This is a genomic window from Luteimonas sp. e5 (genome assembly GCF_054031035.1).
The window spans coordinates 217,057-236,977 of record NZ_JBSTRX010000001.1 but is presented as its reverse complement, the minus strand read 5'-3'; the positions used below and the strand labels follow the sequence as shown (position 1 = coordinate 236,977).

The 19,921-nt window shown below is 67.1% G+C and carries 25 protein-coding genes and 1 tRNA gene; 21 read left to right on the top strand and 5 right to left on the bottom strand.

Annotated features, from left to right (window positions below):
* Window positions 1-100: 100 nt before the first annotated feature.
* The 8 genes from ACW11F_RS01225 to ACW11F_RS01190 all read left to right on the top strand — a co-directional run bounded on the left by ACW11F_RS01225 (window position 101) and on the right by ACW11F_RS01190 (window position 4,018).
* On the top strand, window positions 101-526 hold the full coding sequence (locus ACW11F_RS01225) for a DUF2147 domain-containing protein (protein ID WP_456995078.1): 426 nt from the start codon (window positions 101-103) through the stop codon (window positions 524-526).
* 158 nt (window positions 527-684) lie between these two features.
* Window positions 685-1,569 carry an SPFH domain-containing protein gene (locus ACW11F_RS01220; RefSeq protein WP_456995076.1) on the top strand — a complete coding sequence of 295 codons (885 nt, stop codon included), beginning with the start codon at window positions 685-687 and terminating at the stop codon, window positions 1,567-1,569.
* Window positions 1,569-1,856 (top strand): hypothetical protein, encoded by a 288-nt coding sequence (locus ACW11F_RS01215; protein WP_456995074.1) that lies wholly within the window; start codon window positions 1,569-1,571, stop codon window positions 1,854-1,856. The genes ACW11F_RS01220 and ACW11F_RS01215 overlap by 1 nt, the downstream gene beginning before the upstream one ends.
* A complete protein-coding gene (locus tag ACW11F_RS01210; protein ID WP_456995072.1) occupies window positions 1,853-2,044 on the top strand; it encodes an Arc family DNA binding domain-containing protein in 192 nt (63 codons plus the stop codon). Before ACW11F_RS01215 ends, ACW11F_RS01210 begins: the two co-directional genes overlap by 4 nt.
* Window positions 2,041-2,244, top strand: a complete 204-nt coding sequence (locus tag ACW11F_RS01205; protein ID WP_456995070.1) for a DUF4177 domain-containing protein — start codon at window positions 2,041-2,043, stop codon at window positions 2,242-2,244. Before ACW11F_RS01210 ends, ACW11F_RS01205 begins: the two co-directional genes overlap by 4 nt.
* Complete coding sequence (locus tag ACW11F_RS01200; protein ID WP_456995068.1) at window positions 2,241-2,423, top strand: DUF4177 domain-containing protein; 183 nt, start codon at window positions 2,241-2,243, stop codon at window positions 2,421-2,423. Before ACW11F_RS01205 ends, ACW11F_RS01200 begins: the two co-directional genes overlap by 4 nt.
* A 192-nt stretch (window positions 2,424-2,615) precedes the next feature.
* Window positions 2,616-3,137 carry a hypothetical protein gene (locus tag ACW11F_RS01195; protein WP_456995066.1) on the top strand — a complete coding sequence of 174 codons (522 nt, stop codon included), beginning with the start codon at window positions 2,616-2,618 and terminating at the stop codon, window positions 3,135-3,137.
* A gap of 74 nt (window positions 3,138-3,211) precedes the next feature.
* Window positions 3,212-4,018 (top strand): M15 family metallopeptidase, encoded by an 807-nt coding sequence (locus ACW11F_RS01190; RefSeq protein ID WP_456995064.1) that lies wholly within the window; start codon window positions 3,212-3,214, stop codon window positions 4,016-4,018.
* A gap of 21 nt (window positions 4,019-4,039) precedes the next feature.
* On the opposite strand, the gene ACW11F_RS01185 is transcribed toward ACW11F_RS01190, so the two are convergent.
* The 5 genes from ACW11F_RS01185 to ACW11F_RS01165 all read right to left on the bottom strand — a co-directional run bounded on the left by ACW11F_RS01185 (window position 4,040) and on the right by ACW11F_RS01165 (window position 8,225).
* Complete coding sequence (locus ACW11F_RS01185; protein WP_456995062.1) at window positions 4,040-4,720, bottom strand: DNA-3-methyladenine glycosylase family protein; 681 nt, start codon at window positions 4,718-4,720, stop codon at window positions 4,040-4,042.
* Window positions 4,708-5,097, bottom strand: coding sequence for a DUF423 domain-containing protein (locus ACW11F_RS01180; protein ID WP_456995060.1), 390 nt, complete (start codon window positions 5,095-5,097; stop codon window positions 4,708-4,710). Before ACW11F_RS01180 ends, ACW11F_RS01185 begins: the two co-directional genes overlap by 13 nt.
* A gap of 66 nt (window positions 5,098-5,163) precedes the next feature.
* Window positions 5,164-6,237, bottom strand: a complete 1,074-nt coding sequence (locus ACW11F_RS01175; RefSeq protein WP_456995058.1) for a polyketide cyclase — start codon at window positions 6,235-6,237, stop codon at window positions 5,164-5,166.
* 135 nt (window positions 6,238-6,372) lie between these two features.
* Entirely contained in the window at window positions 6,373-7,023 is a 651-nt protein-coding gene (locus ACW11F_RS01170; RefSeq protein WP_456995056.1) for a response regulator, read from the bottom strand.
* Window positions 7,020-8,225, bottom strand: coding sequence for a sensor histidine kinase (locus ACW11F_RS01165; RefSeq protein WP_456995054.1), 1,206 nt, complete (start codon window positions 8,223-8,225; stop codon window positions 7,020-7,022). Before ACW11F_RS01165 ends, ACW11F_RS01170 begins: the two co-directional genes overlap by 4 nt.
* 147 nt (window positions 8,226-8,372) lie before the next feature.
* On the opposite strand from ACW11F_RS01165, the gene ACW11F_RS01160 reads away from it, so the two are divergent.
* The 13 genes from ACW11F_RS01160 to ACW11F_RS01100 all read left to right on the top strand — a co-directional run bounded on the left by ACW11F_RS01160 (window position 8,373) and on the right by ACW11F_RS01100 (window position 19,879).
* A complete protein-coding gene (locus ACW11F_RS01160; RefSeq protein WP_456995052.1) occupies window positions 8,373-8,972 on the top strand; it encodes a GNAT family N-acetyltransferase in 600 nt (199 codons plus the stop codon).
* Entirely contained in the window at window positions 8,969-9,733 is a 765-nt protein-coding gene (minC, locus tag ACW11F_RS01155) for a septum site-determining protein MinC (RefSeq protein ID WP_456995050.1), read from the top strand. Before ACW11F_RS01160 ends, minC begins: the two co-directional genes overlap by 4 nt.
* A 47-nt stretch (window positions 9,734-9,780) precedes the next feature.
* Entirely contained in the window at window positions 9,781-10,590 is an 810-nt protein-coding gene (gene minD / locus ACW11F_RS01150; protein ID WP_456995048.1) for a septum site-determining protein MinD, read from the top strand.
* A gap of 2 nt (window positions 10,591-10,592) precedes the next feature.
* Window positions 10,593-10,856 carry a cell division topological specificity factor MinE gene (gene minE, locus ACW11F_RS01145; protein ID WP_456995046.1) on the top strand — a complete coding sequence of 88 codons (264 nt, stop codon included), beginning with the start codon at window positions 10,593-10,595 and terminating at the stop codon, window positions 10,854-10,856.
* On the top strand, window positions 10,849-11,370 hold the full coding sequence (locus tag ACW11F_RS01140) for a hypothetical protein (protein ID WP_456995044.1): 522 nt from the start codon (window positions 10,849-10,851) through the stop codon (window positions 11,368-11,370). The genes minE and ACW11F_RS01140 overlap by 8 nt, the downstream gene beginning before the upstream one ends.
* Before the next feature lie 120 nt (window positions 11,371-11,490).
* Window positions 11,491-13,398 (top strand): M2 family metallopeptidase, encoded by a 1,908-nt coding sequence (locus tag ACW11F_RS01135; protein WP_456995042.1) that lies wholly within the window; start codon window positions 11,491-11,493, stop codon window positions 13,396-13,398.
* 108 nt (window positions 13,399-13,506) lie between these two features.
* Entirely contained in the window at window positions 13,507-14,157 is a 651-nt protein-coding gene (gene lexA / locus ACW11F_RS01130; RefSeq protein WP_456995040.1) for a transcriptional repressor LexA, read from the top strand.
* A gap of 178 nt (window positions 14,158-14,335) precedes the next feature.
* Window positions 14,336-15,370, top strand: a complete 1,035-nt coding sequence (recA, locus tag ACW11F_RS01125; protein WP_456995856.1) for a recombinase RecA — start codon at window positions 14,336-14,338, stop codon at window positions 15,368-15,370.
* Window positions 15,367-15,882 (top strand): regulatory protein RecX, encoded by a 516-nt coding sequence (locus ACW11F_RS01120; RefSeq protein ID WP_456995038.1) that lies wholly within the window; start codon window positions 15,367-15,369, stop codon window positions 15,880-15,882. Before recA ends, ACW11F_RS01120 begins: the two co-directional genes overlap by 4 nt.
* 279 nt (window positions 15,883-16,161) lie before the next feature.
* A complete protein-coding gene (gene alaS / locus ACW11F_RS01115) occupies window positions 16,162-18,795 on the top strand; it encodes an alanine--tRNA ligase (RefSeq protein ID WP_456995036.1) in 2,634 nt (877 codons plus the stop codon).
* Between the two features lie 120 nt (window positions 18,796-18,915).
* Complete coding sequence (gene csrA, locus ACW11F_RS01110; protein WP_456995855.1) at window positions 18,916-19,143, top strand: carbon storage regulator CsrA; 228 nt, start codon at window positions 18,916-18,918, stop codon at window positions 19,141-19,143.
* A 40-nt stretch (window positions 19,144-19,183) separates the two neighbouring features.
* A tRNA-Ser gene (locus tag ACW11F_RS01105) sits at window positions 19,184-19,276 on the top strand.
* Between the two features lie 276 nt (window positions 19,277-19,552).
* Window positions 19,553-19,879, top strand: a complete 327-nt coding sequence (locus tag ACW11F_RS01100) for a hypothetical protein (RefSeq protein ID WP_456995034.1) — start codon at window positions 19,553-19,555, stop codon at window positions 19,877-19,879.
* Window positions 19,880-19,921: the final 42 nt, after the last annotated feature.

Sequence of the window (19,921 nt, the reverse complement as noted above, 5' to 3'; positions counted from 1 at the left end):
TTTGTTGCAGCGCAACTTTCAACCTACGGCAGCGGATGGATATAAAGAAGGCATCCGATGGCAGTGGCCACCGGGGGAGCCCTCACATCAGGAGAGTTACATGCGCAAGACCCTGTTTGCACTGGCCATTGGCCTGGCCGCGCTGCCGATGATGGCCGCGGCGCAGCAGTCGCCGATCGGCAAATGGACCACGCTGGATGACGAAACCGGCAAGCCGATGACCGTGGTCGAGGTCTACGAGGCACAGAACGGCACGCTCGCGGCGAAGATCATCGAGAACATTGCCGCGCCGCCGACCTGCACCAAGTGCAGCGGTGCCGACAAGGGCCGCTCCATCATCGGCATGCCGGTGCTGTGGAACCTCAAGCCGACCGGCAAGGCCTGGGGTGATGGCAATGGCCTGAAGCCGTCCAGCGGCGATACCTTCCGTGCCAAGTCGGTGGAAGTCATCGAAGGCGGCGCCAAACTGCGCATCACCGGCTGCAAGGGCCCGTTCTGCCGCAAGGCCACCTGGGTCCGCAACTGACGGCAACACCCTTCAACTGTCCGCGACTCGATACACGCCCGCCATCCCTTGGCGGGCGTTTTCGTTGCCCCGACCGCAGGCAATGCGCAGGGCGGATCGAATGGCTTGACAAGTGATATCTTTTTGATATCTTTTTGTTCGACCCTTGGAGAGCTGCCATGAAAGAAAACCCGATCCGCTCGCTGCCCGGCATCCCGATGCTGATTGTCCTGCTCCTGCTGCTGGCTGTCGCGGGCTGGCTGGTGATCAGCAGCGCGGCTGCGGGAACCGATGACGTCGGCCTTGTCTGGGCCATCAAACTGGTTGGCGGTATCCCGCTCGCCCTCGCCGCCGTGTTCTGTCTGCTCGGCCTGTACACCGTGCAACCCAACCAGGCGGCGGTGATCAGCCTGTTCGGCAAGTATGTCGGCACGGTCAAGGAGAGCGGGCTGCGCTGGAACAACCCGTTCTTCTCGAACAAGAAGGTGTCGCTGCGGGTGCGCAACTTCGAGAGCGGCAAGCTCAAGGTGAACGAGCTCGAAGGCAGCCCGATCGAGATCGCCGCGGTGATCGTGTGGCAGGTCGTGGATGCCTCCGAGGCGGTCTACAACGTCGATGATTTCGAGAGCTTCGTGCACATCCAGTCCGAGGCCGCGCTGCGTTCGATGGCGACCAGCTACCCCTACGACCAGCACGAGGACGGGCAGATGTCGCTGCGCAGCCACGCCGCGGAAATCTCCGAGCATCTGCGGAAGGAACTGGCCGAGCGCCTGGCCGATGCCGGCGTCAGGGTGCTGGATGCACGCATCAGCCACCTCGCCTATGCGCCGGAAATCGCCCAAGCCATGCTGCAGCGGCAGCAGGCCAACGCGATCATCGCCGCGCGCACGCGGATCGTCGCCGGCGCCGTGGGCATGGTCGAGATGGCACTGGCCGAACTGCAGAAGAACGGCACCGTGGAACTGGACGAAGAGCGCAAGGCGCACATGGTCAGCAACCTGCTGGTGGTGCTGTGCGGCGAGCGTTCCACCCAGCCGATCGTCAACGCGGGAACGCTGTACTGATGGCACCGCTGCATGCCGCGCTGTTGATGGCATTGCTGGCCTTGCCGGCGATCGGCATGGCGCTGTGGTTCTCGCGTGATCCGCGCCCGACCTCGCCGCCGATGGCGCTGCACATGGCACTGATCGGCATCGTGATGCTGTTGCTCGCGTTGGCGACCTATCTGTTCGCCGCCGATGCACGGCTGATGCGCACGATCGCGCTCGGTGCGGTGCTGCTGGTGAACGGCCTGGTGGTGTCCCTGCTCATCGCCGTGCGCCGCGTGCACAAGCGCCTGCAACAGCAATGACCGCGAAGAAAGCCTATCCGCTGCGCATCAACGCGACCATTCTGGGCGAGGTGCAGCGCTGGGCCGATGACGAGCTGCGCAGTGTCAACGCACAGATCGAATACGTGCTGCGCGATGCCCTGCGTCGCGCCGGCCGGCTGAAGCACTCCCCTGCCCCACCCGAACCTGACGAGGATCCATCCCCATGAGCGAACGCTGGCAATACAAGGTCATCGACATTCCGGCCCAAGTGCTGGGCGCACCGGGGCAGAAGGTCGAGGAAACCCTCAACGCACTCGGCGAGGACGGCTGGGAACTGGTCGCCGCGCTGCGCTGCAGCCTGACCGAGCCGACCCGCCTCTACCTCAAGCGCCGCATCGACTCGAACACCCAGGGAGCCGCACGATGAATGATCGCTGGCAATACGAGGTCATCGAGTTCAAGCCGAAGATGTTGGGCGGTTTCAACACACAGGCCATGCGCGAGGAACTCGACCGCCTGGGCCGCCAGGGCTGGGAACTGGTCAGCTTCAGCCAGCCTGCGCCCACCTCCGCCGCTTGCGCGGTGTTCAAGAAGAAGGCCGGCTGACATGCGTGCAGCGCAGCACCTCCATGCCAGTCAAGGCATCCAGCCGGCACGGGCGGCTTGGCAGGCGTGGCAGGTCGTTCCCCACGAAGTGCGGCAGGTGGCGCCACGGGCCTGCCCCACGCCAACCCTCCTTGCGAGCGCCCCCGATAGCGGATTCGGGGCCGACATCGCCGCGTGGATCAAGGCAAGCCCATGAAAGCGCCTCGCGATTTCAAGGTCACTCCGCCGGACAGCCGGCTGGTCGGGTTGGTGGTCGGCTCGGTGGTGCTGGTGCTGGCCTGGATGCTGCTGCGGGCCACACGCGACGGCGCCACCGCGACATGGGTGGCACTTGCCACCGGCCTGCTGGTGACGGCGCTGCTGCTGACCGCGGTGAACCGGCGTCGGGTCACGCTGGCCGATGGGGAGTTGCGCATCGTCGCAGGATTCAACCGCAGCTCGGTGCCGGTATCCGAACTGCTGCTGCACGAGGCGCGCATCGTCAATCTCCACGAACATGCCGAGTACGCCCCGGGCTGGCTGCGTGTCAATGGCACCTCGATGCCCGGTTACTCCGCCGGCCACTTCATCAATCGCGCGGGACGACGCAGCTTCGCATTGCTGACCGATCGCGAGCGGGTGCTGGTGCTGCCGCGGCGCGATGGCCGCCAGCTGCTGCTGAGCTTGGAGCAGCCGCGCGCCCTGCTCCAGGCCCTCACTGCCGCAGTCGACTGAAACGCCGGCAGGTGCACCCATGCAGCCCATGTGCGCATGCTGAAGACCGGCAGCACGCGCCGTATCCTGTGCACATGCATCCTCGCCCCATCCTGCTGCTGAACAGCGCCGAGCTCGAACTGTGGCCGGCCTGGCTGTTGCGTGCGCGTCGCAACGCCGATGCCCGCCTGCTGGCGCGCAGTCGCTGGGTGCTGCGACGCAAGTGCGACGGGCGCTATCTGGCCGCGTTCGACGCGGACGGCGATGCAACCATCATGGAGCGCACGGCACTGCGCCGACCTTGGCTGGAAACCGCGCATGCACTGGCGCGCCACGGCACGGCGCGAAATGGCTCGTGGACTCGGCCGCCACGGGCCCTGCCGCTGGAGGGCCTGCACGCCCGGCTGCGGTCGCTGGGACTGGATGCGGAGGACTATGCGCGATCCACCGCCCTGCCCCTGGTGGCGGAGCCGGACTGGCTGGCCTTTGCCGGCTTCGACCGCTACCGGCGTGCACTGTGGCTGCACCCCGACGCCGCGCGCGCCTGGTCACGCATGCAGGCGGCGGCACGCGCCGACGGGGTGCGGCTGGAGGCGATCTCCGGCTACCGCAGCCATGCCTATCAACTCGGCATCTTCGCGCGCAAGCGCGCGCGGGGCCTGCAAGTCGCGCAAATCCTCCAAGTCAATGCCGCGCCCGGTTTTTCCGAACACCATTCCGGTTTCGCACTGGATATCGGCACCCCCGGCCAGCCACCGGCAGAAACCAGCTTCGAAGCGACCCCGGCATTCGACTGGCTGCAGCAATGCGCCGGCGATCACGGTTTTCGCCTCAGCTATCCGCGCGACAACCCGCACGGCATCGTCTACGAACCCTGGCACTGGCGCTTCCATCCGCGCTGAACACAGTGCCCGCCGGCATGCTCAATCCTGCGAGCGCGGTACCGACGTGCCGCTGCCGGCATCGGCGATGCGCCACAGGTGGAACGCGGCCTGGGTGCGGAATGGCGCCCAGCAGGCGCCGCGCGCCAGCGTCTCGCGCGGCGTCGGCAAGCGCTCCAGCCCGTCCAGCACCTGCACGCCCTTGCGGATGCCGAGTTCATCCACCGGCAGCACGTCGGCACGTCCCAGGCGGAACATCAGCAGCATCTCCACCGTCCAGCGGCCGATGCCGCGCACCGGCACCAGGCCGGCGATGATCTGCGCATCACTCATCCACGCCATCCGCGCCGGCGATGGAATCTCCCCGAGCTGCTCACGCCGCGCCAGATCGCGCAGCGCCAGCGTCTTGTTCGCCGAGACCCCGCAGGCACGCAGGCCGGCATCATCGATCCGTGCCAGGGTGTCGGCATGCAGGCGCGTGCTGCCGATCGCCGCCTCGACCCGGGCGACGATGGTCGCCGCGGCGCGACCCGACAGTTGCTGGTAGAGGATTGCGCGGGCCAGCGCATCGACCGGATCGAAGCGCCCGCGCCACTGCGCCTGCGGCACGATCGGACCGAGCCGTTCGATCCACGTACCGAGCGCAGGATCGTGCCGTGCCAGGTGCTTCTCGGCGATGCGCGTGTCGAAGCCGCGCCGATGCCGTGTGCTCAGCGGCGCCATTGCCCGATGGCGTGCAGCAACCAGCCCAGCATCATCATGCCGCCACCGAACGGCGCCAGCGTGGTCGAGGTGCCGACGAAGGCCGCCAGGGCCAGGCTGCCGGAAAACAGCAGCACGCCGAGCAACAGGCAGGCCAGGCCCAGCCAGGTCAGGCGTTTGACCGCCAGCGGTGCCAGCGCGGCCAGCGCCACACCGTGGCCGAAGCCGAACAGCGCCGCCTGCTGCAGCCAGTGCCGCGCCTGCGGCTCCAGCGCGGCGTGCGCGGCATATGCCGCCAGCGCCACCGAAACCCCGGCCAGCAACGAGCCGGCCATGCCGAACCAGAAGCGATGGCGCATCTGCGCTTCGCCAAGCCCACCCGTCAAGCGTGCATTCATCGCGATCTCCCGTGGCACAAAGACGAACGCCGCGCAGTGCGCGGCGTTCCTGGCATCCGGCCGGGGTTACTTGACCGGCCAGTACATGTCGAAGCTGCCATCCTCGGTGAACGCCGGCTCGATGCCGCCGGTATACACCTCGAACGGACGCGACACCGGCTCCAGGCCGCGCACCAGCGCCCATGCACGCACCGCGTTGCGCATGCCTTCGAGCTCGGCGAAGTAGCCGGTGAAGGTGGCGTGCGCGGCACGCTGCGCTTCGCGCTGCTCGTACTTCACCGGACCCTGCAGGGTCGGCTTCAACGGCTCGCTGCCGGCGCTTTCGCTGCCCTTCGGCTTCACCGGCTGGATCACGTCGAAGTTGTAGGTTTCGCGCGCCAGTTCGTTGGTCAGGATCTGCACCGGGCCGGCCGGCTCCAGATCGCTGGCGTCCATCACCCGCTTGATCCACTCGCGGTTGGAGTTCATCGCCGACTGGATGCTTTCGTCGTCGCGCTTGACCGCGCCCGAGCTGACCAGCAGCACATGCTGCGCCGGCAGCTCGACCAGCTCCAGACCCTGCAGGCGGCCATTGGCGATGCCGTAATCCTGGTTCGGGATGCCGGCCAGCAGATGGGTCAGGCGCGCCAGACCGATCTTGATGTCTTCGCCGACGAAGCTGCGCACGTACATGCCGGCGTAGCGGCCGATCAGGTTCCAGCCGTAGTCCACGTCGTAGCTCTGCGTGATCAGCACGTTGCGGTTGTTGCGGCCGGTCGGGGTCAGCGTGATGGTGGAACGCTTGTTGGTGCCCCAGTGCGGGTTTTCGATGGCGAAGTCGACCTGCTTCTTCGGCTCGGAGCCGGTGATCAGCCAGTGGCCCTTGCCGATGCCCTTTTCCTTGGAATCGTAGTCCACGCGCGCGCCCTTGCCGCTTTCCGGGCCGGACAGCTTGAGCTGGACCGCGGGGTCACGCGCGGGAATCGCATTCCAGTCGCGGAAGCGGGCGAAGCTGTTGACGGTATCGAAGACGATGGTCTGTCGCCGGTTGGTTTCCACGCTCTCGGAGACCTGACGGTGGTCAGGCAGGATCACGCCGACGATGAGGAACAGGACGGCGACAATCGCAAGGGCAATCAGGAACTCGATCAAACGGGTCATTCAGGGGTCTCCAGGGCGGCAGCCGGCCGTCGCGGGTCACGGATTGGCAATCCTAACAAACTGCAGGTGGCTGGCGCGATAGCCGGACGATGAATTTTTGATGATCCCGACATCGCTGCAGGCCGAGGGGCAGGCTCACTGCCCTCCGACCAGGTTCAGCTCGAAGGCGCGCAACACCGCGCGGGTGCGGTCGCGCACGCCGAGCTTGCTGAGGATGCTGGACACGTGGTTCTTGATCGTGCCCTCGGCCACGCCCAGTGAATTGGCGATTTCCTTGTTGGAAAACCCGCCGGCCATCAGCCGCAGGATCTCGGTTTCACGCTCGGTCAGCGGATCCGGTCGCTCCAGGCTGACGAATTCGTTGCGCATGTGCTCCAGCCCCGACAGCAGGCGCTGGGTCACCGCCGGCTGCACCAGCGAGCCGCCGCCGGCCACGGTCTGGATCGCGTCCACCAGTTGCTCCAGCGAGACGTCCTTGAGCAGATAGCCCCGCGCGCCGGCCTTGATCCCGGCCAGCACCAGTTCGTCGTCATCGAACGTGGTGAGGATGATGGTCGGCGGCAACTGGCCACTGCGCGAGAGCGATTGCAGCGCTTCCAGTCCCGACATCACCGGCATGCGCATGTCCATCAGCACCACATCGGGTGCGACTTCTGGAATGCGCGCCACCGCTTCGCGCCCGTCGGCGGCCTCGGCCACCACTTCGATGCCCTCGGCCAGCGCCAGCAGCGAACGCACGCCCTGCCGCACCAATGTCTGATCGTCCACCAGGAATACCCGGATCATCCGTTTGCTCCCTTGCTCGTCAATGGCGCCGGTTCGGCCGCCAGCGGCAGCCACAGGTCGACGGCGAACCCCTGCTCCGGCGCGGTTTCCACCGCCACGTCACCGCCCTCCTGGCGCACCCGCTCGGCCAGTCCGCGCAGGCCGTTGCCCAGCTGCAGCGCGTCCACGCCACGGCCATCATCGCGCGCATGCAGGCGGATGCGCCCTTCATCATCGTCCCGCTGCAACCGGATCTGGAGGCGTCGCGCGCCCGAGTGGCGCACCGCGTTGGTGATGATTTCCTGCACCGAGCGCAGCAGCACATGCGCGCGCGCCGGATCGGCCACCACCAGATCCTCGGCGACCTGCATGTCGATCGTCATGTTCGGCACGTTCTCGGCCAGCGGCCGCAGCGCGCTGGCCACGTTCAGCGCGGCGGAATCCTCGCGCATCTGGCTGACCGCCTCGCGCACGTCGGTCAGCAGCAGCTTGGCCAGAGTGTGTGCCTGGCGCACATGGCCGGCGGCCTTGCCCTCGGTCAGGTGCCCGGCCACTTCCAGATTCAGGCTGAGCGCGGTCAGGTGATGGCCGAGCAGGTCGTGCAGCTCGCGCGCGATGCGGGTGCGTTCGTTGACGCGCACGCTCTCGGCCAGCAGCGCGCGTGTCGCACGCAGTTCCGCGTTCAGCCGGCGCTGCTCCTCGCGCGCTTCGGACTGCTGCCGCGTGACCAGGCCGGTGATGAAGGAGAACGCACAGAAGCCGACATAGATCAGCGATTGCAGCAGCGCCGAGGGCCAGTCGAAGTCCTGCCACAGCACCAGGATCGGCGCGATCGCCGCCTGGCTGAGCGCCAAGAGGCCGATGCCCCAGGGCAGCGGCAGGGTCCACGGCAGCACGGTGGCCGCGACCACCATCAGGATGCCGCCGAGCCCGCTGCCGCTGAAATGGCTGACAGCCACCGAGCAGGCCAGCAGCAGCAGCATCAGGATGTAATCCAGCACGTTGCGCCGCATCGCCTGACCCATGCGCAGGGTCAGGCCGTAGTACAGGATGCCGAACGCCAGATAGGCCAGCCAGCCCCAGGGACCGATGCTCGGCACCGCCGAGGGACCATCGGCGCGGCCCAGCACGAAGCTCGTGTACAGCAACGGCGCCCCCACCATGGCCCAGGTGAACAGGCCGGCGTAGCGCAACAACCGGGTATGGGAAATGCTGCCGAACATGCGGCATCTTAGTCATGCTGGGAAAACCCGTGCGCGGCCCACAAGTCATGCCCGCGGCCGCTCCATACGGCTGCCGATGGCGCAAGGCCATGCGATAATCCGCCCACGGTCGCCTTTCGGCCCGATGCAAAAACACCGGAGACAGGAATGTCGATTCTCGTCCGCGACGTGCATGAGCACGAGCTGGATTCCGTTCTCGCCCTCAACAATGCCGCCGGGCCCGGCATCCTTCCGCTGGACGCTGCGCGCCTGCGCCGCTTCCACGACAGTGCCGAATACTTCCGCGTCGCGCTGAGCGATGGCCACCTCGCCGGCGTGCTGATGGCCTTCGGCAGCGGCAGCGGCCATGACAGCCTCAACTTCCGCTGGTTCGCCGAGCGCTACCCCGACTTCCTCTACATCGACCGCATCGTGGTCGCCAGCCGCCGCCGTGGCGGTGGCGTCGGCCGTGCGCTGTATGCCGACGTGCAGAGCTATGCCGAAGCGCATTACCCGGAGCTGTGCTGCGAAGTGTTCCTGCAGGAAGGCAACGACCCCGCACTGCTGTTCCACGGCAGCTTCGGCTTCCACGAAGTCGGCCAGAACGTGCAGCCTGATGGCACACGCGCCTGCATGCTGATGAAACCGCTGTGCAGTCACAGCTGGATTCGCCAGACGTATGGTGATGACCTGCCCGATGTCCCCTGGATGATCCGCCCACGCGCCACCGCGCCCGCGCACGGGCGACTGGGTGGGGCGCGCGCGTGAACCTCCCCGATTACGAACCTGCCGGCGAGCTGAAGTTCGGCCAGGTCGGCATCGCCAACCTGCGCCTGCGCAAGCTGGACATCCCGGCACTGGCCGAGGAGATGCGTCAGCGCATCAAGCGCGCACCGAAGATGTTTTCGCGTGCACCGGTGATCCTCGATTTCGGTGGCCTCTCGCACCTGCCCGCCGCGGCCGAGGCGCAGGACCTCATCAATGCCCTGCGCGAAGCCGGCGCGCTGCCGGTGGGCCTGGCCTATGGCAGCAGCGAGAACGACGCCCTCGCCGAAGCCCTCGGCCTGCCGCTGCTGGCCAAGTTCCGCGCACAGTACGAGCCGGATGAGATCGCCCGCACGTCCGCGGCGCCCGCGCCCGAACCCGCCGCGGCCCCACCGCCCGGCCCGGGTGATGCCGCCGCGGCCAATGGCGAACCCGGCCTGATGCAAGCCGGCTCGGTACGCTCCGGCCAGCAGCTGTATGCCGAATCGCGCGACCTGACCGTGGTCGGCACCGTGGGTGCTGGCGCGGAAGTCATCGCCGACGGCTCGATCCACATCTACGGCGCGCTGCGCGGCCGCGCCCTGGCCGGCGCGCGCGGAATGGAGCGCGCACGGATATTCTGTCGCGAGTTCCATGCCGAACTGGTCGCCATCGCCGGTCACTACAAGGTGGCCGACGACATCCCGCCCGAACTTGTCGGGCGCGCGGTGCAGGTCAGCCTGGATGGTGACGAACTCAAACTCGAAGCGCTCGACCACGGCTGATTGCAGGTCCGATACCCGCATTCGGCCCCCAACCCTGGAGAAATCCCTTGGCTGAAATCATCGTAGTGACCTCCGGCAAAGGCGGGGTCGGCAAGACCACCACCAGTGCCAGCCTGGCCACCGGCCTGGCACGTCGCGGCAAGAAGACCGCGGTGGTCGACTTCGACGTCGGCCTGCGCAACCTCGACCTGATCATGGGCTGCGAGCGGCGCGTGGTGTACGACTTCGTCAACGTGGTCAACGGCGAAGCCAGCCTGCGTCAGGCGCTGATCAAGGACAAGCGCTTCGACAACCTGTTCGTGCTGGCCGCGAGCCAGACCCGCGACAAGGACGCGCTGACCCAGGAAGGCGTGGAAAAGGTGCTCAAGGAACTGGCCGATGACGGCTTCGAATACATCATCGCCGACTCGCCCGCGGGCATCGAGAAGGGTGCCTTCCTCGCCATGTACTTCGCCGATCAGGCGGTGGTGGTGGTGAACCCGGAAGTCTCCTCGGTGCGCGACTCCGACCGCATCCTCGGCCTGCTGTCCTCGAAGACGCGCAAGGCCGAGGAAGGCGGCCGCATCAAGGAACACCTGCTGCTGACCCGCTACAGCCCGGCACGGGTGGAAAAGGGCGAAATGCTCTCGGTCAAGGACGTGGAAGAAGTGCTCGGGCTGAAGGCGATCGGCGTGATCCCCGAATCGACCGACGTGCTCAATGCCTCCAACAAGGGCGAGCCGGTGATCCTCGAGGCCAATTCCGACGCCGCCCAGGCCTACGAGGATTCGGTGGCGCGGCTGCTGGGCGAAGAGCGCCCGATGCGTTTCGTGCAGGCCGAGAAGAAGGGCCTGCTGAGCCGGATCTTTGGAGGCTGATGGTGGGTATTTTCGATTTCCTCAAGCCTCGCAGCGACAGCGCCAGCACCGCGCGCAGCCGCCTGACCCTGATCATCGCCGAGCAGCGCAGCAAGTTCGGCGCCCCGGACTACCTGCCGCGCCTGCGCGAGGAGCTGATCGCGGTGATCCGCAAGTACGTCAACGTGGACGAAGAGGCGATCAAGGTGTCGCGCGACAAGCACGGCGATTACGACGTGCTCGACATCTCGGTCGAACTGCCGGACAACCGCGACGGCGATGCCTGACACCGGCGCGTCCGCGCACGGCCCGCCACCGGCGGTGCTGCGCATGGTCGATATCGGCTTCGCCGACGCACGCCGCCTGCTCGCCCACTACGGCCTGACGCTGCACCGGGTCGAGGATGGCAGCAACATCCCCGGCAGTTACTGGGGCGAGTGTGAGGCCGGCATCATCGGCCACGAGGTGTACGCGCGCGACGACACCCCGGTGCATTCGCTGCTGCACGAAGCCGGCCACCTGATCGTGCTGCCGCCCGAGCGCCGCGCCGCGGTGCATACCGACGCCACCGATTCGATCGCCGAGGAGGACGCGGTGTGCGTGCTGCAGACCCTGCTCGCCGAAGCCCTGCCCGGCGTCGGTCGCGCACGCATGTATGCCGACATGGATGCCTGGGGCTACAGCTTCCGCCTCGGCTCGGCCCGCGCCTACGTGGAAAGCGATGCCGACGAAGCCTGGGCCTGGCTGCGCGCGCATGGCCTGGTCGATGCCGACGGGCAGCTGCTGATCCCGCCACGCTGAGCACGCAGCGCCCGCGGCGCCAAGACCGGACGGGCCGCTGGCAAATCAGGCACGGCCTGCCCTCGCGCACACCGTCCCCGCTCCCCTACACTCGGGTTTTCACCCACTGGGGGATCCCGCATGAAGCTCCGCCACGCCCTGCTCTCGCTCGCCATCGCGGCGAGCCTCGTCCCGCTTTCCCTGAGTGCGCAAACCCGTGCGCCGGCCGCGGAAAGCGCCGACCAGTTCGTCGCCCGCATCAATGACGAGCTCAAGGCGATGTATCCCGAAATCACCGTGCCGCAGTGGCTGGCCGCGACCTACATCAACGACGACACGCAGATGCTGGCGGCCAAAAGCGACGAGCGCTGGCTGACCCGCCTCAACGCGTGGATCGAGGAAGCCAAGCGCCACGAGGGCACGCCGATGTCAGCGGCAAGCGCGCGCACCTTGCAGCTGCTCAAGCTCTCGGCCTCGATGCCGCCGCCGAAGGATCCCGCGCACCTGGCCGAACTCACCCGCATCGCCAGCCGCATGGGCGGCATGTACGGTGCCGGTACTTATTGCAAGGGCGAAGGCGATGCGCGCCAGTGCCGCCAGCTCGGCGAACTGGAGGACGTGCTGCGCAGCAACCGCGATTACGACGCGCAGCTGGACGCGTGGCAGGGCTGGCACACCATCTCGGTGCCGATGAGGAAGGACTACCAGCGCTTCGTCGAGCTCTCCAACGAAGGCGCGCAGAACCTCGGCTTCGCCAACACCGGTGAACTGTGGCGCTCGGGCTACGACATGAGTCCGGCGCAGATCGCCGCCGAAACCGACCGCCTGTGGCAGCAGGTCGAGCCGCTGTACGAGCAACTGCACTGCTACGCCGGGGACAAGCTCAAGGCGCGTTACGGCGCCGACAAGGGCCAGGTCGCCGGCGGCCTGCTGCCCGCGCACCTGCTGGGCAACATGTGGCAGCAGGACTGGGGCAACCTGTGGGATCTGCTGGCGCCCTACCCGCAGGCCGGCAGCCTCGACATCACCGGTGCATTGGAAAAGCAGTACCAGGCCGCGCTCGCCGCGCAAAAGGCCAAACCCGCCGGGCGCAGCGCCGAGGACATCGAGCGCGCCGCGCAGATGGATGTCGCCGTCGCCATGACCCGCCGCGCCGAGGATTTCTACACCTCGCTCGGCATGCCGAAACTGCCCGACAGCTACTGGCAGAACACCCAATTCCTCAAGCCGCGCGACCGCGACGTGGTCTGCCATGCCAGCGCCTGGGACATGGACATGAAGGGCGACGTGCGCACCAAGATGTGCATCAAGCCCAACGAGGAAGACTTCACCACCATCTACCACGAGCTTGGCCACATCTATTACGACCTGGCCTACAACGTGCAGCCGGCGATGTTCCAGGCCGGCGCGCATGACGGGTTCCACGAGGCCATCGGCGACGTCATCGTACTGGCGATGACGCCCGACTACCTGCAATCGATCGGCCTGGTGGAACAGCAGTCGCAGTCGCAGGAAGCGCTGATCAACTCGCAGATGCGCATGGCGCTGGCCAAGGTCGCCTTCATGCCGTTCGGGTTGATGATCGACCGCTGGCGCTGGGGCGTGTTCGATGGCTCGATCAAGCCCGACGACTACAACAAGGCCTGGTGGGAGCTGAAAGCCAAGTACCAAGGGGTGGCCCCGGTGAGCCCGCGCGGCGAGGAATTCTTCGACCCGGGCGCCAAGTACCACGTGCCCGGCAACACGCCCTACACCCGCTACTTCCTCTCCCACGTGCTGCAGTTCCAGTTCTACAAGTCGCTGTGCGATGCCGCCGGCCACGCCGGCCCGCTGTACCAGTGCAGCTTCTACGGCAACAAGGAGGCCGGCCAACGCTACTGGGCGATGCTGTCCAAGGGCGCCAGCCAGCCATGGCAGCAGACGATGAAGGAACTGACCGGCGGCGAAACCATGGACGCCAGCGCGGTACTGGAATACTTCGCCCCGCTGCAGGACTGGCTCAAGCAGCAGAACGCCGGCAAGCAATGCGGCTGGAGCGGCGCCCGCTGAAACATGCAGTCGGCCCGCACATGGTGCGGGCCATGCACATGCGGCAGTCCGCGCCCTCGGTCGATCCGACACTTGCAATGACGGCATGTGAGTAGTATTACTACTCACATGGATATCGACACCCTCAGCGACACCCAGCAGGCGATCCTCGGCTTCATCGCCGAGCGCATCGAGGCCGATGGCTACCCGCCTTCGCAGGCGGAAATCTCGCGCGCCTTCGGTTTCAAGGGCGTGCGGGGTGCGCAGTACCACCTCGAAGCACTGGAAGCGGCCGGCGCCATCGAGCGCAAGCCCGGCGTCGCGCGCAGCCTGCGCGTGCTGCACGCGCCCGAATCACCGCAGCCCGGGCTGCCTCTGGAAGATCTGGACGAAACCGCGGTGCGTCTGCCGGTGCTGGGCCAGGTGGCCGCCGGCGTACCGATCGGCGCGGACATCGGCTCCGACCAGGTATTGATCCTCGATCGCGTGCTGTTCTCGCCCAGGCCCGACTACCTGCTCAAGGTGAAGGGCGACTCGATGGTGGACGAAGGCATCTTCGACGGCGATCTGATCGGCGTGCACCGCACTCCCGAGGCGCGCAACGGGCAGATCGTGGTCGCCCGCATCGACGAGGAAATCACGGTCAAACTGCTGAAGAAAAGCAGCGATCGCATCCGCCTGCTGCCACGCAACCCGGACTACGCACCGATCGAGGTGCAGCCGGGGCAGGACTTCGCCATCGAAGGCCTGTATTGCGGGCTGGTGAGGCCAAATCGGTGAGTCGCGCGCGTCTTTTCCCTACCCTGCGCAGGGTCATCGCCCGCTGCCGTCAGCCGCGGCAAGGGACTAATTTCAGACTCGCGCGCCCCGGTCGCAGCCTGTGCGACAGGCCCCGTGCAGACTGGAACCCATGAGCAAGAACACTTCCGTTTCCAAATCCCGCACCGAGGACACCAAGATGGACGAAAACCGCAAACGCGCGCTGACCGCAGCGCTTGGCCAGATCGAGAAGCAGTTCGGCAAGGGCTCGGTGATGCGCATGGGCGATCGTGCCATCGAGCAGGTCGAAACCATCGGCACCGGCTCGCTGATGCTTGACCTCGCACTCGGCATCGGCGGCCTGCCCAAGGGCCGCGTGGTGGAAATCTACGGCCCGGAATCCTCGGGCAAGACCACCCTCAGCCTGCAGGCCATCGCCGAATGCCAGAAGGCCGGCGGCACCGCCGCCTTCATCGACGCCGAACACGCGCTCGATCCGGTCTATGCCGCCAAGCTCGGCGTGAACGTGGATGATCTGCTGCTGTCGCAGCCCGACACCGGTGAGCAGGCACTGGAGATCGCCGACATGCTGGTGCGCTCGGGCGCGGTGGACATGGTGGTGGTCGACTCGGTCGCCGCACTGACGCCCAAGGCCGAGATCGAGGGCGAAATGGGCGACCAGCTGCCCGGCCTGCAGGCCCGCCTGATGAGCCAGGCCCTGCGCAAGCTCACCGGCAACATCAAGCGCAGCAACTGCATGGTGATCTTCATCAACCAGCTGCGCCACAAGATCGGCGTGATGATGCCGGGGCAGAGCCCGGAAGTGACCACCGGCGGCAACGCGCTGAAGTTCTACTCCTCGGTACGCCTGGACATCCGCCGCATCGGCGCGATCAAGAAGGGTGACGAGATCATCGGCAACCAGACCCGGATCAAGGTGGTCAAGAACAAGCTGGCACCGCCGTTCAAGCAGGTCATCACCGAAATCCTCTACGGCGAGGGCATCTCGCGCGAGGGCGAGCTGATCGAGATGGGCGTCAATGCCAAGCTGGTGGACAAGGCCGGGGCCTGGTACGGCTATGACGGCGAGCGCATCGGCCAAGGCAAGGAAAACGCCCGCAACTATCTGAAGGAAAACCCCGAGATCGCGGCCAAGCTGGAAACCCAGCTGCGTCAGATCCACATTCCGGAAGAAGCCGAGCGCGAAGAGGAAGGCGCCGGCGCCGAAGCATGAGCCCGCCGCCCGGCGATGACGCGTCCCCCTCGCGTCGTCGCCGGACACGTCCGCCGCCGACGCCGGGGCAGCGCGCGCTGGGCCTCCTGGTGCGTCGCGAGCATTCGCGCAAGGAACTGCAGCTCAAGCTCGAAGCCCGTGGCGTGACGGCGGATGAAGCGCGCTCGGCGGTCGAACAGATGGCCGAGGCCGGCTGGCAGAGCAACCAGCGTTTCGCCGAATCCCTGTTGCGCAGCCGCGCCGCGCAAGGCCACGGGCCGATCCGCATCCGTGCCGAACTCGCCACCCATGGTGTGGACGAGGCGCATGTCGAGGCGGCCTTCGCCGCGTTCGAGGAAGACTGGAACCGCCTCGCCTTCGACCTGGTACAGCGTCGCTTCGGCAGCGGCCTCCACCTCGACCGCACACGGCAGCGCAAGGCGGCCGAATTCCTGCTGCGTCGCGGCTTCAGCACGGAGCAGATGCGCCGCGCCACGCGCAGCAGCGAGTTCGACGAGTATTTCGACGCCTGAGAGCCGGCGGCAAACGCCTTGGGCTGCACGCGGGCCGGCCCGCTCCACCCGCCCCTCCCACGACCATCCCGCTGCCGCTTCGGCCTGGTCGTGCGCCACGCGATCCCTCGAGGCGATCCATCACGATCAGCGATCGACGCGATCGGCAAAACCATCCGCAGGATCGGCGCGTCCTGCTACCCTTGTGCCTCCCAGCTTGCCGGCCGAGCCCCGCGCCCATATCCAGGGGAACGCGGGTGAGTTCGTGCCCGCCGCGCCAGACCACCGATTCCGTCCCGCATGAAAACCACCGCCGACATCCGCAAGGATTTCCTTGACTTTTTCGCCGACAAGGGCCACACCATCGTGCCGTCCGCACCGCTGGTGCCGGGCAACGACCCGACCCTGCTGTTCACCAACTCGGGCATGGTCCAGTTCAAGGACGTGTTCCTCGGCGCGGAAAAGCGCAGCTACGTTCGCGCCGCAGACGTGCAGCGCTGCCTGCGCGCCGGCGGCAAGCACAACGACCTGGATTCGGTCGGCTACACCGCGCGCCACCACACCTTCTTCGAGATGCTCGGCAACTGGTCGTTCGGTGACTACTTCAAGCGCGATGCCATCGTCTGGGCCTGGCAGTTGCTGACCGAGGTGTGGCAGCTGCCGGCCGAGCGCCTGCTCGCCACCGTCTACCACACCGACGACGAAGCCTTCGCCATCTGGCGCGACGAGATCGGCCTGCCCGAGGAGCGCATCATCCGCATCGGTGACAACAAGGGCGCACCGTTTGCCTCGGACAACTTCTGGCAGATGGCCGATACCGGCCCGTGCGGGCCGTGCAGCGAAATCTTCTACGACCACGGCGCGCACATCCCCGGCGGCCCGCCCGGCTCGCCGGATGAGGAAGGCGACCGCTTCATCGAAATCTGGAACCTGGTGTTCATGCAGTACGACCGCCAGCCCGACGGCGAACTGCTGCCGCTGCCGGCGCCCTGCGTGGACACCGGCATGGGCCTGGAGCGCCTGGCCGCGGTGCTGCAGGGCGTGCATTCCAATTACGAGATCGACCTGTTCCAGCAGCTCATCGCACGTGCCGCGGAACTGACCGGCACCCGCGACACCGACAACAAGTCGCTGCGCGTGATCGCCGACCACATCCGCGCCGCCAGCTTCCTGATCGCCGATGGCGTGCTGCCGTCCAACGAAGGCCGCGGCTACGTGCTGCGCCGGATCATCCGCCGCGCCCTGCGCCATGGCTGGATGCTGGGCGTGCGCCAGCCGTTCTTCCACCAGCTGGTGGCGACGCTGGATGCGCTGATGGGCGAGGCCTATCCGATCCTGCGCGAGCAGCGCGCCACCATCGAGCGCGCACTCAAGGCCGAAGAGGAGCGCTTCGCCGAGACGCTGGACGCCGGCATGCGCATCTTCAACGAGGTCGCCGCGCAGGCTGCCGCGACCATTCCCGGCAACGACGCCTTCCGCCTGTACGACACCTACGGCTTCCCGCTGGACCTGACCCAGGACATGGCCCGCGAGCGCGGCCTGTCGGTGGACGTGGCCGGTTTCGAGGCGGCCATGCAGCAGCAGAAGGACACCGCGCGCGCCGCCGGCAAGTTCGGCGGCGGGCTGGTGTTGCCGACCGAGCTGATTGCGCAAATGCAGCCGACCGAGTTCCTCGGCTACGAGCACGGCGAAGCCGGCAGCCTCAAGGTCGTCGCCCTGCTGCACGAGGGCAAGCCGGTGCAGGAGGTCGAAGCCGGCGACGACATCGTGGTGATCCTCGACCGCACCCCGTTCTATGCCGAGTCCGGCGGCCAGGTCGGCGATACCGGCGCGCTGAACGGCGTGGAAAGCCGCTTCACCGTCGGCAACACGCTGAAGCTGGCCGGCCAGTTCCACGCCCACGTCGGCCGCCTGCAATTCGGCCGCCTGCGCATCGGCGACATGCTGCATGGCGCGATCGACACCGAACGGCGCGCGGCGATCGTGCTCAACCACAGCGCGACCCACCTGATGCACGCCGCGCTGCGCGAGGTGCTGGGCAGCCATGTGCAGCAGAAGGGCTCGCTGGTCGCGCCGGACCGGCTGCGTTTCGACTTCTCGCATTTCCAGCCGCTCAGCGCCGAGGAGCTGTCCGCGATCGAGCAGCGGGTCAACGCCGAAATCCGCGCCAACCATGAAGGCGAAGTGCACCACATGGGCATGCAGGAAGCACTGGACTTCGGCGCGCTGGCGCTGTTCGGCGAAAAGTACGGCGAGCAGGTGCGCGTGCTGCGCTTCGGCCCGACATCGACCGAATTGTGCGGCGGCACCCACGTCGCCCGCACCGGCGACATCGGCCTGTTCAGGATCATTTCCGAAGGCGGCGTCTCCGCCGGCGTGCGCCGCATCGAGGCCGTCACCGGCCAGGCCGCACTGGATCACGTCGCCGCGCAGGCACGGCAACTGGCCGAACTGTCCGCCCTGCTCGGGGCCAACCAGGGCGATGGCGCCGACAAGCTGCGCGGCCTGCTGGAGCGGCAGAAGAAGCTGGAGCGCGAGCTGGAAGCGCTCAAGGCCAAGGCCGCCAGCTCGGCCACCGGCGATCTCGCCGGCCAGGCCGTGGACGTCGATGGCCTGAAGGTGCTGGCCGCGCGGCTGGAAGGCTTCGATGCCAAGGCCCTGCGCGAGGCCGTGGATCGGCTCAAGCAGCAACTGGGCGATGCGGTGATCGTGCTCGCCGGTGCCGGCGGCGATGGCAAGGTCGCCCTGGTCAGCGGTGTCAGCGGCGCGGCCATGGGCCGGATCAAGGCCGGGGAACTGTTGTCGCATGTCGCCGGTCAGATAGGAGGACGCGGCGGTGGCCGTGCGGACATGGCCCAGGGTGGCGGCGAGGATGGCCCTGCACTGCCCGCGGCGCTCGCGGGGGTCGCGGAATGGGTTGCGGCGAACGCCTGATGCCCGCACCATGCCCCTTTCGCGTGCAAAGCGTGTTCAGCATGACGGCCACTCGCGTTATGCTTGATGCAGTGAGTGCCGGCGCAGCCTGTGCCGGCAGCAATTCAGGAGCGGTATTCCATGTTGATTTTGACCCGTCGAGTCGGTGAAACCCTGATGATCGGAGATTCGGTCACGGTCACCGTGCTTGGCGTGAAGGGCAACCAGGTGCGCATCGGGATCACGGCACCGAAGAACGTTGCCGTGCATCGCGAAGAGATCTACAAGCGCATCCAGGATGCGGGCAGCGAAGCGGATGCCCCGGGCAGTGCCGAATCCGGCCCGGAAAATTTGCCCGGCAACGCCTGAGCCGGTATTCTTTGCCGTCTGCCCGCCCGCGGCAGACCCCGGAGACTTGCCCGAGAGGCCGAAGGGGCTCCCCTGCTAAGGGAGTATGGGGCTAAACACTCCATCGAGGGTTCGAATCCCTCAGTCTCCGCCAGATTCGCATCAAAGCCCCTGATTGCAGGGGCTTTTTTGTTGGCGCAGGGCTTTCATCCCATCCCTTGTCCCATCCCCACGCACGATCACGTCGAACCGCCCGCGCACGCGCCGACGCGTTCAACCTCGGCAGCGATGACAATGGAGTGCATGGCGAACCGACCGGCCGCGACCATCACACCCACAAGCCGGACATCGCCCGCCTGCCTTGTCGAACGGATCCCGGACGGCGTTCGGCGTATGCTGGCCGCAGCCGAGCCTGTCACTGGAGCCTTCCATGCGTCTTGCACCCGTCATCGCGCTGGCATGCCTTGCGCCCATCGCCCATGCTCAATCGACACCACCGGCGCCGGTCCCCGATGCCATCAGCCCCGGCAGCATGACCAACGAGAAGTTGCGCCAGGACGCCCTGGTCGGTGCACTCTCCACAGCCAACGCGCGCGGCTGCCGAGACGCCAGCAACTTCGCCGTCTGGGTCACCCGCCTGCCCGAAGGCACGCCCGGAGAGCGCAGCTGGCAGGAAGTCTGGGTGATGCAATGCGCCAACGGCAGCTTCCCCGTGCGCATCGACTTCCGCGAGGACGGCCTGCAATCGGCCTACTGAACCATCACTGGCACCAGGGCAGAGCCGGCCACGACCGAGGCC